Genomic DNA, 16,022 nt, shown 5'->3' on the forward strand with positions numbered 1-16,022 from the left:
CTTCCTGCGGCAATGCCGATAGCAGGTTCATACCGCCCACGACGCTAAGGAAAGTGCCGAACCCGGGGCTTTTTTTGGTGGACCTGACAGGATACCTGTATGACGTGGCTTCGCGATGCAAAGTTATCTTCCAAGCTGATTGCGGCCTTCGGGTTGTGTGCGTTCATTACCCTCGGCGTCGGCCTGCTGGGGGGCCGCGGCGTCAGTCAGCTGTCGGACAGCCTCAAAGGGGTGTTCTCTAACAACCTGGTGTCGGTTGCCAAGACGGCCGAAGCCAAGAGCAAGGCCATTGCCCAGCTCAAAGACCTCTACGCCCTGATCGCCGCCCATGCGGAGAACGATTCGCAAAGCGCCAAGGACTCGATTCGCCAGAGTATGAACACCAACCTGGCGGACAGCGAGAAGGCTTTTTCGACGTACCGCAAGACGCCACAGGCCGACGACGAGCGTGCCGCCGGCGACAAGATGGAACGTGACTGGCCGCTGTATCAGGCGCAGCTGCAGAAGGTCCTGTCGGTGCTGGACACCGGCGATGTTTCAGCGGCGCGCTCGCTCATGTCGGGGGAGATCCAGCCGGCCTATCGCACCGTCATGGACGAGTTGACCGTGATGGTCGAGTCGAACAACCGGCAGATCCAGGAAGGCGCGCGTGACGCCGACGAGCAGGAACAGGCGGCGATCACCGTGCTCTACATCGGCATCGCACTGGCCTTTCTGGCAGCACTGGCACTGGGGCTGTTCATGAGCCGCCTGATCAGCAGGCCCATCGCCACCGCGGTGGCCAGCGCGAAATTGATCGCCAAGGGTGATCTGACCCACAGCATTGGCAGCTCGGCCCGTGACGAGACCGGGCAGCTTCTCGCCGCACTCGGCGAAATGCAGGAAGGCCTCAAGGCCACCATCCACCAGATTGCCGACGCCTCGAACCAACTCGCTTCGGCAGCCGAAGAGTTGAACGCGGTCACTGAAGACGGCAGCCGTGGGCTGTTGCGTCAGAACGACGAGATTCAGCAGGCGGCCACGGCCGTCACCGAGATGACGTCGGCCGTGGAAGAGGTCGCGCGCAACGCCATCTCCACCTCGGAAGCCTCGAAGACCGCCAGCAGCCAGGCCACCGATGGCCTGACGCAGGCGCGCAATGCCGTGGAAGCGGTGAACAATGCCACCATCGAAATCCAGTCCTCGACCACCATCGTGGAAGACCTGGCGGTTCAGGTGCGCGATATCGGCAAGGTGCTCGACGTGATTCGCGGTATCGCCGAACAGACCAATCTTCTGGCCCTCAACGCGGCCATCGAAGCGGCCCGCGCCGGCGAACAGGGGCGTGGTTTCGCGGTGGTTGCCGATGAGGTCAGGGCACTGGCGGCGCGTACCCAGTCGTCCACGGGCGAGATCGAAAGCATGATCGGTGCGGTGCGTTCGCGGGCAGACCAGGCAGTCGCTGCCATGGGCAAGAGCCAGGGGCTGGTAGGGGACACTCAGGTATTGGCCAAAGCCACCGGCGATGCGCTGCAATCCATCGCCACCGGGATCGCGCAGATCAACGACCGCAACCTGGTCATCGCCAGCGCCTGCGAAGAGCAGGCCCACGTGGCTCGTGAGGTCGACCGGAATCTGATCAACATCCAGGATCTGTCGACGCAGACGGCCGCAGGCGCTCACCAGACCAGCGCATCGACCCAGGATCTGTCGCGCCTGGCCATCTCGTTCAACGATCTGGTGGGTCGCTTCCGTCTCTGAATTCGTCTTTCAGGTAATCAAAAATCGTACAACCGATTCAGCAAATGACCGCAATAGTCCGTACAATTGAGATGGGACGCATTCGCGTCTTCTATCCAGTACGGAGTTACACGCGTGGTCAAGTCGTTGAATCGGGCCCATTCCTGGGTGCTGTTGTGCTCAGTCCTGCCTTGCCTGGCCATGGCGGCCACCGAGCTGCCATCCAGTGTCATCCAGGCCACCGGCGAAGGTGAGGGCGATGACGGCTATGCCCGCGTGCTCGGCGATACCGCCAGCAAGAGCGCCACGCAGAACCGTGATGAAGCGCAGACCATCAATTCGGTAACGGCACGCACGCTGGACGACTACCAGGTCAAGGATTTGAACGACGCGATGCGCTTCGTCAGCGGTGTCACCCAGACCAACACCCTGGGCGGCACCAAGGATGCGCTGATCAAGCGCGGCTTTGGCAGCAACGACGACAACTCGATCCTGCGCGACGGCATCCGCTCGGCCATCGGTCGCAACCTGGGGGCGACCACCGATCATGTGGAAGTGCTCAAAGGGCCGGCCTCGCTGATGTATGGCGCGCTCGAACCGGGCGGGGTCATCAACGTTGTCAGCAAGCAGCCGCAGTTCACCCGCAGCACCACCCTCGGCGCATCCGGCTTCAGCGAGGGCGGCGGTTCGCTGTCGCTGGACACCACCGGCCCGCTGGGCGATACCGATCTGGCCTACCGGCTGGTGGCCGAGCGCAGCCACGAGGATTACTGGCGCAACTATGGGACCGACGAGCACACCCTGATCGCTCCGTCGATTGCCTGGGTCGGTGAGCGGGCCAGTGCTTCGCTGGCCTATACCTACAACGACTACGCCAGCCCGTTCGACCGTGGCACCGTGTTCGTCGCTGGGCAACCCGCCGACATCAGCTACCGCGACCGCCTCGACGAGCGCTGGGCCAAGACCGTGGGCATCAGCCAGAGCACCACAGCGAAGTTCGAATACCAGCTGGGGGACGCCTGGCGCAGTCGCCTGACCTACGGTTGGACCCAGGATCGCTACAGCCTGGCCATCGCTCAACCCAACACGCTCACCGGCAACACGCTGCGGCGCATCGCCAATGGCGGTCACTACGATTACGAAAGCCGCTACACCGCGCTGGACCTGATCGGCGACCAGCAGCTGTTCGGCCAGCGGCATGAAATCGTGGTGGGCCTGGACAACGAGTCGCTGGACAAATACCGCGGCAAGACCTACCGCAACGCCAATACCGCCGCCGGCAATATCGACATCCGCAACCCGGTCTATGGCCGTCTGGCCGAGCCGGTCACGGTCAGCGCGGCGCAGAGCAATGCCGAGAACAACCTGGTCACCACATCCCTGTACTTCAAGGATAACTGGCACCTCAACGATCGCTGGATCCTGGTGTTCGGTGGGCGTCAGGCGCATTGGGACCAATACAGCGATCAGGGCCTGGGCCGCTCGTACGCGCCCGGTGCCGATTCCAACGGCGACGAATTCATTCCCTTTGGCGGGATCGTCTACCAGCCCAGCGAAACGGTGGCACTGTATGCCAACTACAGCCGCTCGTTCGTGCCCAACGACGCCGACGATGCAGGCAACAGCTTCAAGCCCACCGAAGGTCGCAGCTACGAAGCCGGGGTCAAATACACGCCAACCGCTGCGCTGAACGTGAACCTGGCGGTGTATGACATCGAGAAGAAGAACCTGGTCAACAGCGTGCTGCAGAGCAATGGCGACAGCCTCGACGAGGCGGTCGGCAAGGCGCGCTCGCGCGGTGTCGAGCTGGATGTCACCGGTCGGATAGCCGAGAACTGGAGTGTGATCGGCACCTATGCCTACAGCCACACCGAAGTGCTGAAGAACGCCGAAGCGCCCGAGCAGGAAGGCAATCGTCTGCCCAACGCGCCGATGCACACGGCCAGCCTGTACCTGACCCATCATCTGGCCTTGCCCGCGCAGACCGGCCAGTGGCATGTGGGCGCAGGCGCGCGCTACGTGGGCGAGCGGCCGGGCGACAGCGCCAACAGTTTCTGGATGGACAGCTACACCCTGGCCGACGCTTTCGTGCGCTGGGACCTGCCCACCCAAGGTTACGAAACGCGCCTGCAGCTGAACATCGACAACCTGTTCAACAAGCAGTATTACCCAGCCACCACCGGCAGCAGCACGCTGCAGGTGGAAGAGGGCGCGTTGCGCACGGCGCGTCTGACGGCGACCGTGAAGTTCTGAGACGCGAATGCGCCTGCGGCCTCAAAGCAGCCACAGGGCGGCGATCAGGGCCGGCGGCATGACCACGGCGCCAAGCTTGAGGAACGCCCAGGCGCTGATTTCGACCCCTTCGCGGCGCACCGCGATCAACCACAGCAACGTCGCCAGGGAGCCGGTGACCGAGAGGTTGGGGCCCAGGTCGACGCCGACCACCAGCGCGCCGGTGACAGCGGGCGGCAGGTGCGACAGCTCGTTGATGGATCCGCTGAGCAGGCCCACCGGCAGGTTGTTGCCGATGTTGCAGGCCAGCGCCACCAAACCTCCTGCCCACCAGTGTGCCTGGGCCGGCGCGTGCCTGGCGGCCTGTTCCAGCCAGTTGGCAAGCTGACCGGTCACGCCGGTCTGGCCAATGCCTTCCACCAGCACGAACAGCCCCGCTACCAGCGGCAGCACGCCCCAGGCCACGCCCTTGCACACCGGCCAGGGATTGCTTCTCTGGTACAGGTGGACGACGGCGAGAGTGGTGACGGCGGCGAGGAACGTCGGCAGGCCCAGCGCTTCGTCCAGGGCCGATACGGTCAACAGCAGCACCGCCGTGACGGCCAGCCCGCAGGCGGTGAGTCGAGCACCTGCGCTCAGGTGGGGTAGTTGTTCGACAAGTTCCAGGCGCTGCTGCAGATGGCGACGCTGGGTCAGGCGCAAAACCAGATAGGTCATGGCGATGGCCGCCAGGGACGGCAGGCTGAACATGGCCAGCCAATCGAGCAGCGGCGGCATGTGCTTGCCGAATATCACCAGATTGGCCGGGTTGGAAATCGGCAGGACGAAACTGGCAGCGTTGGCAATGAATGCGCAGACGAACAGATACGGCAGCGGGTTGACGCGTGCTGCCCGGGTGGCCGCGTACACGGCCGGGGTCAGCACAACGGCCGTGGCATCGTTGGACAGGAAAACAGTCACAACGGTGCCAACCACGAACACCAGATCGAACAGCCGTTGCGCACTGCCGCGGGCCTGGCGGGCAGCGACGGTCGCCAGCCAATCGAACAACCCTTCACGGCGGGCCAGTTCGGCCAGCAGCATCATGCCCACCAGAAACAGGTAGACATCGGTACCCTTGAGTACCGCTGCCAGTGCCGAAGGCCAGGCGATCAAACCGCCAGCGACCAGACCGATCGCTGCCGCCAGCGCCCAGACGTATTCGGGAATCCGCAATGGCGTGGTGATGATGCCCAACGTCGCGAGGAGGCTGACGCCCCAGATGATCAAGCTGGCGTGGGGCAAGGCGTGGCATCCTGTTCAGTGGCGCGGCGCAGGGTTTCCGGCATGGCAGTGAGCAGCAGGACGAAGGCCACCGCGGCGACCCCGGCCAGGGTCAGGAAGGCTGCGCTGTAGCCGGCCTCCTGCACGACCAGGCCGGCCAGGCCGTTGCTCAGCGCAGCGCCCAGGCCGAATGCCGTGGTCAGGGCGCCCAGGCTGACGTTGAAACGCCCGGTACCGTGGGTGAGGTCTTTGACCACCAGCGGAAACAGTGCACCGAACAGGCCGGCGCCAATGCCATCGAGCAGTTGCACGCCCACCAGCCAGTACGGATCATTGGAAAACGTATAGAGCACACCGCGAATCGGCAGGATCAGGAAGCCGGCCAGCAGCAGGGGCTTGCGCCCCCATTGATCGGCACGCGCACCCACCAGCAGGGCGGCGGGCACCATCACCAGTTGCGCGGCGACGATGCAGGCCGAGGTCAATGGGGTAGCCATGCTCAGGTCGATCTGCGAAAGCTTTTGGCTTACCAGCGGCAGCATCGCCGCGTTGGCCAGGTGGAACAGCGCGCAGCACACCGCGAACACCAGCAGCGCACGGTTGCCCAGCAGCACCTTGAAGCCGGAGGGCTGTTCGTGACCGTCCTTGTGGTGTGCCTCCAGCCCGCGGGCGACGTCGTGGTCGATGGCATCGGCCTTCACGCAGCTCACTGCCAGTACGCTGGCCAAGGCCATGGCGGCCATGAGATAGAACACCGCGACCGGGCCGAACAGGTAGGCAAACCCGCCCGCCAGCAGGGCGGCGAAGGCGTTGCCGGCATGGTTGTAGGTTTCGTTGCGGCCGGTACGCCGGGTGAAGGCCTTGGGCCCGGTGATGCCCAGGGAGATGGCGGCGATGGCCGGAGCGAACACCGAGCCGGCGATGGCGCCGAGCGCCTGGGTAGCGGCGACCAGCCCGAACGAAGTAATGAAAGGCAGTACCACGCAGCTGGCGGTTACCAGCAGGGCGGCGACCACCACCACCGCACGTTTGTGCCGGGTCTTGTCGATCAAGGCGCCGGCGGGCGTCTGGGTGAGCAGTGCTGCCAGCCCGGCCAGGGTCATCACCAGGCCGATACTGCCGGGGTCCCATTTGTGCACCGCCAGCAAGTAGATCGCCAGATAGGGTCCGAGCCCGTCACGGACATCGGCGAGGAAGAAATTCAGGCCGTCGAGAGACAGCGCGTTACGCCGCGAAGTGGCAGATGTGGCCAAGGCAGTGGTCTCGAATGAGGGCAGGCAGGTACAGAACTGAGTCGGCGGATCGAGCGTAAGTTCCGGGCTCTGCCGCGCAATCGAATGAAGATTTTGCTAGCGGGTTTTGGGCCTGAGAAATATCGCCAGAAAGGCAGGCAGGGCAAAGGCGAAAAGGGCACCGTTGACACCCATGGCGCCCATGGCTGCACCGAACAACGGCGCGCCGGCCGTCTGCCGGAGTGCCAGGCAGTTTCACGGTTACTACCCTGCGGCAGGGCCCGCCACAGCCAGACGGTGATCGCTGCGCCGATCAGGGCGAACAGTGCATACAGCTGCCATGGCACCGTCGAACAACCGCTGGAATTTCTGAGTTCTTGTCCATCAGGCGACTGTGAAGCGATGGTGTTGAGTGTCAACTCAATGATACAACTCACGGCGGGATTAGTTTGATAGCGTTTAGCTATCATTGCTCCGCGAAATGCCAATTGGCTTCCTTGCCAGCAGCGCCGTAACGTCCGCCGCTTCGGCGCGACTGCACCTTCGGATCGCGCGCCTTTTCCGTCCTCATCGGGCGAACTTTCGAGCCTGCCATGAAAAAACCTCTGTCTCTGGCCACGCGCATAGCCCTGAGCTTCGCGGCCATTCTCGCCTTGTTGGTGATGATCACCGCCATCGGCATTCAGCGCGTTGCGTTCATCGATTCCACGTTGAGTGACGTGAGCGAGAACGCGGCAAAGATCCAGCGTTACGCCATCAATTTTCGCGGCAGCGTGCACAACCGTGCCATCGCCATCCGTGACGCGGTGTTGGTGGACAACGATCGCGACCTGGAAAAACACCTGGCGCAGGTGGCCTCGCTGGAAAAAGACTATGTCGATTCCGCCGCGCCCATGGAGCAGCTGTTCCAGAGCGCTGGCGTAACAGGCGAGGAGCGTCAGTTGCTGGCGGCCATCAAGGGCATCGAGCGGCAGACCCTGGAATCGACCCGCACGCTCATCGAACTGCGGCGGGGCGGTGATGTGCAAGGTGCCCAGGCCTTGCTGCTGCGCCAGACTTCGGATGACTACAGCGAATGGCTCAAGCGCATCAACGCACTGATCGACTACGAGGAAGCCGCGATCAAGGCCAAGCTGGGTGATGTGCAGGCTACCGCCAGCCAGTTCAGCACGCTGATGCTGGTGGCCACCGGTATCGCGCTGCTGCTGAGCATCGTGCTGTCGATCGTGATCATCCGCTTCGTCAAGTCGACGCTGGGCGCCGAGCCGGCCGAAGTGGCCCTGGCGATCGAGCAACTCGCCGCAGGCAACCTGAACCAGACCATCGTGACCGATTACCCCGGTAGCGTGATGGGGGTATTGCAAACCGCCTTGGGCCATTTGCGCGAGACCATCGAGCAGGTGCGTACGGCGGCGCGGGAAGTCACTCACTCTTCGGCGCAGCTGTCGGCGACCTCCACCGCCAACGACGCGCATATTCGCCTGCAGACCCGTGAGGCCGAACAGGTGGCCACCGCCATCACGCAAATGGCGGCGACCGTGGGCGAAGTCTCCGGTTACGCTGCCCAGGCTGCGGATGCGTCGCGCCTGGCGGATATCGAAGTGGAAAGCGGCAATCGGCTGGTGGCCAGCACCACGCGGGCTATCGAGCAGTTGGCGCTCACCTTGGAGCAGACCACCGACACCGTCGACCAGGTGTCGCGCCACAGCGAAAAGATCGAATCGGTCATCGACGTGATCAACTCGATTGCCGCGCAGACCAACCTGCTGGCGCTCAATGCCGCCATCGAGGCCGCCCGCGCCGGCGAGCACGGCCGTGGCTTTGCCGTGGTCGCCGACGAAGTGCGCTCGCTGGCCAATCGCACCCAGCAGTCGACCGAAGAAATCCGCGAGATGATCAGCACCTTGCAATCGGGCACCGAGGCGGCCGCGCAGACCATGCGCAACAGCTGCGAACTGGTGGGGCACACCGTCACCCAGACGCGCAGTGCGCAGCAAGCCCTGGCCAAGATCAGCGAGCAGGTGGGCGCGATCAACCTGATGAACGCACAGATTGCCAGCGCTTCGGTGCAGCAGAACGCAGTTGCCGACGACGTCTCGCAGAACATCACGCGCATCCATGGCTCGACGGTGCAGTCGGCGACCGGCTCGCAGCAGGTCGCGACCGCCAGCACCGAGCTGGCTCGCCTGGCGGACCGGCTTTCGCAGAAGGTGGCCTTCTTCGGCGCTGTCTAGGGAGACGAAGGGCAGTGGTGCTCTTGGGGCAAAGCTGTATACAGTTCCCGGAAAGGCTGCCGATACAGGGATGCAGCCTTGTCTTGAGTGCCTCCCTTTGCGACTGACCATCGGGCAATGAATACCGTGATGACCCACTTCGCTCCACCTTTCCCGGACAACGAGCGCGAGCGCGTTCGCCGCGTAGCCGAGCTCTGCTACCGCGACGCGGTCGACGACGAGGTGCTGGATCGGATCGTGGCGCTGGCCGCTGAAGTCTTCGGCACGCCGATAGCGCTCATTTCCATTCTCGAAGAACAGCAGCAGTGGTTTCGGGCGAAGGTCGGCATCACCGTTTCATCCACGCCGCGGGATGTGTCCTTCTGCGGTCACACCATTCTGGTCGACGACTTCTTCGAAGTGCCGGACACCCACCGCGACCCCCGCTTTCGACACAACGTGCTGGTCACCGGTGCACCAGGCATACGCTATTACGCCGGCGTGCCGCTGCTGACCGATGACGGCCATGCTTTGGGCAGCCTGTGCGTCATCGACAAGCAGCCGCGCGCGCCGATGTCCACCGGCCAGCGGGCGAGCCTGCGGCACCTGGCGCAGTTGGTGGTGCACCGGCTCCACGACCTGCGCGCCGACTCGTTCATCGACCGGCCGACCCGCCTGATGAACCGTATTCGCCTGGAAGACGACATCCATCGGCATCTGAGCGCTAGGGAAGAGCCGTTGCTGGTCGCGGTCGATTTCCTCTCGCCCAGTTTCGTCAACGATATCGTCAAGGCGCTGGGCTATTCGTTTTCCCAGCGTCTGGTCAGCGAAATCAGCCGTCGGGTGGCGGGCTTGATCGGCCACGACTGCGTGCTGTACCGGATCGGTCTCACCCGTTTCGCATTCATCAAGCCGCGTGACGAATGCCTGGCGACCTTGTACGCGAGGTTTTCCACGGCCTTCGCCACCCCGGTCGAACATGACGGGATCCCGATTCGCACGCAGATCGGCATGGGTGCGCTGGAGCTGGACTGCCACACGATCCACGACCGTGACTGGGTCCGTCTGGTGGTCAGTGCCGCCGATTACGCGCGTGATCGCGGCATCGGCTGGGCCAGGTACCAGGCGGAACTGGACATCGCCCAGCAGCGTGCCTTCGTGCTGCTCAGTTCATTGTCGTACGCCCTGGAGGAGTCCGAGCAACTGGGCCTGGTGTTCCAGCCGCGCATCGACTTCGCCAGCGGACGCTGCTGCGCGGTCGAGGCGCTGTTGCGTTGGACCCACCCGACCCTGGGGCCGATAGGACCGGACGAATTCATCCCGCTGGCGGAGAAGACCGACCTGATCCGGCTGTTGAGCGTGTGGGTGGTCGAGGCGGCCATCAAGCAGACGAGGCACTGGCGCGATGCGGGCTACGACTTCAAGGTCGCGATCAATATCAGCCCCTGCGATCTCGAGGGGCCGGCCTTCACCGACCGGCTGATCCAGACCCTGGAACGCTATGACGTCGAGGCTGCGACCCTGGAGATCGAGTTCACCGAAGGCGCGTTGATCAAGAACCCCGCCGAATGCCGGAACCAGCTGACCCGCCTGCGTGCGCTGGGCATCGAGATCTCCATCGATGACTTCGGCACCGGCTACAGCAACTGGACCTACCTGCGCGAACTGCCTGCCACCTCGGTAAAGCTCGACCGTTCGCTGCTCAAGGACATCGAAAACCAGGAGAAGGACCGGCGCCTGGTCACCACACTCATTGATCTGGCGCAGCGTCTGGGCTACAAGGTGGTGGCCGAGGGCATCGAGAACCAGGCCAGTTTCGACGCAGTGAAAGGCTGGGGTTGCGACGAGGGGCAGGGTTACTTCATTGCTGCGCCGATGGCCAGCGAACGACTGATCGAGTGGGTCGAGCGCGAAGGCGGTGCCGCTGCCGTCGCACAGGCCGCACGCGAAGTGACTTGCTGAGGCCTGAGATCATACCCAGCCGAGGAACCTGAATGCCTTTCCCGAGTGCAAGCCAAGCGTTCATGCAGGGCATCCGTGCACTGCTGCCGTTGACACCTGGGGTGATTCCGTTCGGCCTGGTCACAGGGGTGATGGCGGTCGAGCTGGGTCTGTCGCCGGGCACCAGTATCGGCATGACGTTGCTCTTCTACTCGGGTTCAGCGCAGATGGTCGCCTTGCAGCTGCTGCACGTCGGTGTTCTGCCCGTGGCGATCGTCGCTACGGCATTGATCATCAACCTGCGCTTCATCATGTACAGCGCGTCGCTGGCGCCGCATTTTCACGGCCTGCCGCGGCGCTGGACCTGGCCGCTGTGCTACCTGCTGTCGGACCAGGCCTACGCGCTGTGCACACTGAAGTTCGACAGCGGGGAACTGGGCCGCCATGCTCACCATTACTACGCTGGCACCGCAGTGGGCATGTGGCTGGCGTGGCAGGTCTCGGTACTGGCAGGTGTGTACTTGGGCGCGAGCATCCCGCAGAGCTGGTCATTGAGCTTTGCCATACCCTTGTCCTTCCTGGCGCTGCTGGTGCCTGGCATCCGCAGTCCGGCGACCTTGGGCGCGGCCGTGGTAGGCGGGGTGCTTGCCGTGCTGGCGGTGAACCTGCCTTACAACCTTGGACTGGTCATCGCTGCGGTGGGTGGCATCGCTGCGGGCCTCGCCATCGAAACCTGGCGCGACCGGGTGGCCTCGCGCGCTGGCGCCGACCCCGAGGAGCGAGCCTCGTGAGCGACTTGGGCCTGTGGGCGCTGTTCGTTGCCGTAGGCGTGGGAACCTTCGCCATGCGTCTGTGCTTTGTCGAGCTGCACGGCCGCTGGCGCATGCCCGAGCTGCTCAGTCGCGCCTTGCGCTACGTGCCGGCCAGCGTCCTCGCCGCGCTGGTGCTGCCGGCGGTGATCTACCCCAACGGACAGGGTGCACCGGTGCTGGACAATCCGCAGATTCCGGCGGCGATCGCCGCTGCGGTGGTCGCCTGGAAGTTCAAGAGCACGGTGCTGACCCTGGCCGTCGGAATGGCCGTGCTCTGGGGATTGAAGGCCCTGGCGAGCTAGTGGATTGCACGCCGCGCGCGCTTGCCGAATGCATCGTTCTTCGCAAAGGCGCCCATCGCGACCCACGAGTGCGCCATTAAGTGGCAGAATCTGCGCCACTTGATTCCGATGGAGACCCCCATGCTTCGTGCATTCGAACGAAGGCTCGACCCTTTCCCACCCGATGAAGTACCGCCGCCACCCGATGGCCTGGCCCGTTTTCTCTGGGCCTGCACGCGCGGCGCGCGCGGCTATATCCTGGCATTTGCGGTGCTCAGCGCTGCGGTGTCGGTCTATGAAGCCTGGCTGTTTTCCTTTCTTGGCCAGGTCGTCGACCTGCTCACCACCTGGCAGCAGGGCGGCGATGCCGCTGCCCAGGAAAGCCGCGTGTTGTGGGGCATGGGCCTGGTGATGGTGGGCAGCATTGCCCTGGTCGCCTTGCGCACCATGGTCCAGCACCAGATTCTGGCGATCAACCTGCCGCTCAGGCTGCGTTGGGACTTCCACCGGCTGATGCTGCGGCAAAGCCTGTCGTTCTTCTCCGACGAGTTTTCCGGGCGGGTCACCACCAAGGTGATGCAGACCGCCCTGGCCGTGCGCGACGTGCTGTTCACCCTGATCGAGATCCTGCCGGGCATCGGCGTGTATTTCATCGCCATCATCGCTCTGGCCGGTGGTTTCGCACCCAAGCTGATGCTGCCGTTCGTGGCCTGGCTGGTGCTGTTCGGCCTGACCATGCTGTATTTCGTGCCACGCCTGGGCAAGGTCGGGCAAGAGCAGGCCCACGCCCGTTCGTCGATGACCGGACGCATCTCGGATGCCTACACCAACATCGCCACGGTCAAGCTGTTCTCTCACTCCAACCGCGAGGCGCACTTCGCCCGTGCGGCCATGGAAGACTTCAAGAACACCGGCTTCCGCCAGATGCGTCTGGTCAGCCAGTTCGAGATCGTCAACCAGGCGCTGGTGGTCGGCCTGCTGATGGCGGCCGGTGGCTACGCGCTGTGGCTGTGGCACCTGGGCGAGATCGGGACCGGCGCCGTCGCGGCGATCACCGCCATGGCGCTGCGTATCAACGGCATGTCGCACTGGATCATGTGGCAGATGACCTCGTTGTTCGAAAACATCGGCACGCTGCAGGATGGCATGGGCACGCTGACCCGCGGGGCGAAGGTGCAGGACGCGCCCGACGCAGGTGCCCTGACGACTTCCGGCGGGGCAGTGACGTTCGACAACGTGAGCTTCAACTACAACGGCGAACGCCAGGTGCTCGACGGTTTGAGCCTGGACATCCGCCCGGGCGAGAAGATCGGCCTGGTCGGGCGCTCGGGTGCGGGCAAATCGACGCTGATCAACCTGCTGCTGCGTTTTTACGATGTCGACAGTGGCGAGATCCGCATCGATGGGCAGAACATCGCCCATGTAACCCAGGACAGCCTGCGCAGCGCCATCGGCATGGTGACCCAGGACACCTCGCTGCTGCACCGCTCCATTCGCGACAACATCGCCTATGGGCGCCCCGATGCCACCGATGAGCAGGTGCGCAGTGCGGCTGCCAGCGCCCAGGCCGATGAGTTCATCAGCCAACTCAGCGACCGCCAGGGCCACAGTGGCTACGACACCCTGGTGGGCGAGCGGGGCATCAAGCTGTCCGGAGGCCAGCGCCAACGCGTGGCGATTGCGCGGGTGATGCTCAAGAACGCGCCGATCCTGTTGCTCGACGAGGCCACCAGCGCGCTGGACTCGGAAGTCGAAGTGGCCATCCAGGAAAGCCTCGATCACATGATGCAGGGCAAGACCGTGATCGCCATTGCCCACCGCCTGTCGACCATCGCCGCCATGGACCGGCTCATCGTCATGGACCAGGGGCGCATTCTCGAACAGGGCACCCATGCCCAGCTGCTGGCGAAAAACGGTATCTATGCACGCCTCTGGCAGCACCAGAGCGGCGGTTTCCTCGGCGAGGACCAGCAACTGACCGAGGGCGTCAATCAGGACTGAGTGGCGCGCCATGTCCCCTGCGGCGCGTCGCAGATCATCCTTTTTTCAACAGACATCGAGGCTGCCCCATGACTGCTCTCAGCGGAATCCGTGTCATCGAGATCGGAACCCTCATCGCTGCGCCGTTCGCTGCGCGCATGATGGGCGAGTTCGGTGCCGAGGTGATCAAGATCGAAACCCTGGGGCAGGGCGACCCCCTTCGCAAATGGCGAAAACTCCACGAAGGCACTTCGTTGTGGTGGTACCTGCAATCGCGCAACAAGAAATCCCTGGCGTTGAACCTCAAGTCTGCCGAAGGCATCGAGATCGTCAAGCAACTGGCCGAAAGCGCCGACGTACTGATCGAGAACCTGCGTCCCGGCGCCCTGGAGAAACTCGGCCTGGGCTGGGACGTCTTGCATGCGCTGAACCCCAAGCTGACGCTGGTGCGCATCTCCGGCTATGGCCAGTCCGGCCCTTATCGAGACCGGCCAGGTTTCGGCGCGATCGGCGAGGCCATGGGCGGTATTCGCTACACCACCGGCCACCCGGACTCACCGCCGGCACGGGTGGGGGTCAGCCTGGGTGATTCGCTGGCGTCCATGCATGCGGTGATGGGCGCGCTGATGTCGTTGCTGCGGGTCAAGACCGGTCAGGGTGACGGTCAGGTGGTCGATGTCTCCCTGGCCGAAAGCGTCTTCAACGTGATGGAAAGCCTGGTGCCCGAGTATGCCATGCTCGGCCATGTGCGCGAGCGCAGCGGCGGCGCTTTGCCCGGTATCGCCCCGTCCAATACCTATCCCACTGCCGATGGCGGTTATGTAGTGATCGCGGGCAACAGCGATCCCATTTTCAAGCGCCTGATGAACGCCATCGGTCGAGCCGATCTGGGCGATGACCCGGCGTTCGCGCACAACGATGGCCGAGCTGCGCAGAGCGACCTGCTCGATGGCGCCATCAGTGCCTGGAGCGCCCAGCGCCCCATCGAGGATGTGTTGCAGGCACTGGAAAGCGCCGAGGTGCCTGCCGGGCGCATCTACTCGGTCGCCGATATCGTCGCCGACCCGCACTATCAGGCCCGCGGCATGATTCTCGATGCGCAGCTACCCGGTGGCGTGGCAACGAAAATGCCCGGCATCGTGCCCAAGCTCTCTGCCACGCCGGGTGTGGTCAATTGGCAGGGGCCCAGCCTGGGGCAGCACACCCAGGCCGTGCTGACCGAGCTGGGCCTGAGCGAGAGCGCTATCCAGCGCCTGAAGGATGAGGGGATCGTGCAGTGATAAATGACTACTCGCAACGTCTCGTCGTTCAGGAAGTGGCGCCCCGTGATGGTCTGCAGATCGAGCCGATCTGGGTTGCCACCGCAGACAAGATTGCCTTGATCGACCAGCTTTCGCTGGCGGGCTTCAGCCGCATCGAGGCCGGTTCCTTCGTTTCGCCCAAGGCCATTCCAGCCCTGCGCGATGGCGAACAGGTGTTCCATGGCATCGCCCGCCAGCCGGGTGTGACCTACGTGGCGCTGATCCCCAATCTCAAGGGGGCGCAGCGCGCGCTCGTCGCCAAGGCGGATGAACTCAACCTGGTGTTGTCGGCCAGCCAGAGCCACAACCGCGCCAACATGCGCATGACCCGTGAACAATCCCTGGCAGGCTTCACCGAAGTGCTCGAGCTGGCCCGCGGTACGTCGGTCAGCCTTAATGGCACCATCGCCACGACCTTCGGCTGCCCGTTCGAAGGCGCCATCGATGAACGCGTGGTGATGGACCTGGTCGATGCCTATCAGCGGCTCGGCATGCAGGGCGTGACCCTGGCCGACACCACGGGCATGGCCAACCCGCGCCAGGTCTACGCATTGGTCCGGCGGGTGCTGGAACAGTTGCCCGCCGAAGCGCTGACCCTGCATTTCCACAATACCCGCGGGCTGGGATTGAGCAACGTCCTGGCTGCCTACGAAGCCGGTGCGCGGCGCTTCGATGCGTCGCTCGGGGGGTTGGGCGGATGCCCGTTCGCGCCGGGCGCCTCGGGCAACATCTGCACCGAAGATCTGGTGAACCTGTGTGAGGAGATGGGCATTCCCACCGGCATCGATCTGCCCCGTCTGCTCGACCTTTCCCGCACGTTGCCAGCGCTGCTGGGGCATGAAATGCCGGGGCAGGTGGCGAAGGCGGGGCGCAACGCAGACCTTCATCCGCTGCCGCCGGGACTTGGCTGAGCAGCACCGCAGCATCGTCGTTCGTTACCCAGACAACAACGAAAAAGCATCCCGCTCAGGGGTTCGCCTGGAGAAAAACAGACCGCGATCGAACGTAGGAGCGGTCCGTGGCCGCGAAAGGCGCACCGCGTTGCATC

At 64.1% G+C, this 16,022-nt stretch carries 10 protein-coding genes and 3 pseudogenes; 11 read left to right on the forward strand and 2 right to left on the reverse strand.

Features of this window, described 5'->3' with window-relative positions:
* Positions 1–99: 99 nt before the first annotated feature.
* The 3 genes and pseudogenes from IFT44_RS21395 to IFT44_RS15395 form a co-directional block, all read left to right on the forward strand.
* A pseudogene (locus IFT44_RS21395) lies at positions 100–882 on the forward strand (MCP four helix bundle domain-containing protein); the annotation flags it as partial.
* Positions 877–1,740: a methyl-accepting chemotaxis protein gene (locus IFT44_RS21400; protein WP_425311990.1), complete on the forward strand. Its 864-nt coding sequence runs from the start codon at positions 877–879 to the stop codon at positions 1,738–1,740. The pseudogene IFT44_RS21395 and the gene IFT44_RS21400, both read left to right, overlap by 6 nt.
* A 180-nt stretch (positions 1,741–1,920) precedes the next feature.
* Positions 1,921–3,972 carry a TonB-dependent siderophore receptor gene (locus IFT44_RS15395; RefSeq protein WP_192176184.1) on the forward strand — a complete coding sequence of 684 codons (2,052 nt, stop codon included), beginning with the start codon at positions 1,921–1,923 and terminating at the stop codon, positions 3,970–3,972.
* A 21-nt stretch (positions 3,973–3,993) separates the two neighbouring features.
* Here the strand turns inward: IFT44_RS15395 and IFT44_RS15400 are convergent, their stop codons facing one another.
* A complete protein-coding gene (locus tag IFT44_RS15400; RefSeq protein WP_192176177.1) occupies positions 3,994–5,235 on the reverse strand; it encodes an arsenic transporter in 1,242 nt (413 codons plus the stop codon).
* On the reverse strand, positions 5,217–6,467 hold the full coding sequence (locus IFT44_RS15405) for an MFS transporter (RefSeq protein ID WP_192057365.1): 1,251 nt from the start codon (positions 6,465–6,467) through the stop codon (positions 5,217–5,219). Before IFT44_RS15405 ends, IFT44_RS15400 begins: the two co-directional genes overlap by 19 nt.
* Positions 6,468–7,039: 572 nt before the next feature.
* On the opposite strand from IFT44_RS15405, the pseudogene IFT44_RS21405 reads away from it, so the two are divergent.
* From IFT44_RS21405 to IFT44_RS15440, 8 genes and pseudogenes are all read left to right on the forward strand, one after another.
* Positions 7,040–7,549: pseudogene (locus IFT44_RS21405) on the forward strand (MCP four helix bundle domain-containing protein); the annotation flags it as partial.
* Positions 7,550–8,158: 609 nt separating this feature from the next.
* Positions 8,159–8,680: pseudogene (locus IFT44_RS21410) on the forward strand (methyl-accepting chemotaxis protein); the annotation flags it as partial.
* A 129-nt stretch (positions 8,681–8,809) separates the two neighbouring features.
* The gene (locus tag IFT44_RS15415) at positions 8,810–10,621 is read left to right on the forward strand and encodes a putative bifunctional diguanylate cyclase/phosphodiesterase (RefSeq protein ID WP_192176178.1); all 1,812 of its coding nucleotides are present in this window, start codon (positions 8,810–8,812) and stop codon (positions 10,619–10,621) included.
* A gap of 32 nt (positions 10,622–10,653) precedes the next feature.
* Positions 10,654–11,391: an AzlC family ABC transporter permease gene (locus IFT44_RS15420; RefSeq protein ID WP_192057361.1), complete on the forward strand. Its 738-nt coding sequence runs from the start codon at positions 10,654–10,656 to the stop codon at positions 11,389–11,391.
* A complete protein-coding gene (locus IFT44_RS15425) occupies positions 11,388–11,714 on the forward strand; it encodes an AzlD domain-containing protein (protein ID WP_185793653.1) in 327 nt (108 codons plus the stop codon). The genes IFT44_RS15420 and IFT44_RS15425 overlap by 4 nt, the downstream gene beginning before the upstream one ends.
* Positions 11,715–11,834: 120 nt before the next feature.
* On the forward strand, positions 11,835–13,694 hold the full coding sequence (locus IFT44_RS15430; RefSeq protein ID WP_192176179.1) for an ABC transporter ATP-binding protein: 1,860 nt from the start codon (positions 11,835–11,837) through the stop codon (positions 13,692–13,694).
* 68 nt (positions 13,695–13,762) lie between these two features.
* Positions 13,763–14,953, forward strand: coding sequence for a CaiB/BaiF CoA transferase family protein (locus tag IFT44_RS15435; protein ID WP_185793652.1), 1,191 nt, complete (start codon positions 13,763–13,765; stop codon positions 14,951–14,953).
* Positions 14,950–15,885 (forward strand): hydroxymethylglutaryl-CoA lyase, encoded by a 936-nt coding sequence (locus IFT44_RS15440; protein WP_185793651.1) that lies wholly within the window; start codon positions 14,950–14,952, stop codon positions 15,883–15,885. Before IFT44_RS15435 ends, IFT44_RS15440 begins: the two co-directional genes overlap by 4 nt.
* Positions 15,886–16,022 lie beyond the last annotated feature (137 nt).

It is taken from the genome of Pseudomonas sp. CFBP 13710 (assembly GCF_014842235.1).
Lineage (GTDB): Bacteria > Pseudomonadota > Gammaproteobacteria > Pseudomonadales > Pseudomonadaceae > Aquipseudomonas > Aquipseudomonas baltica.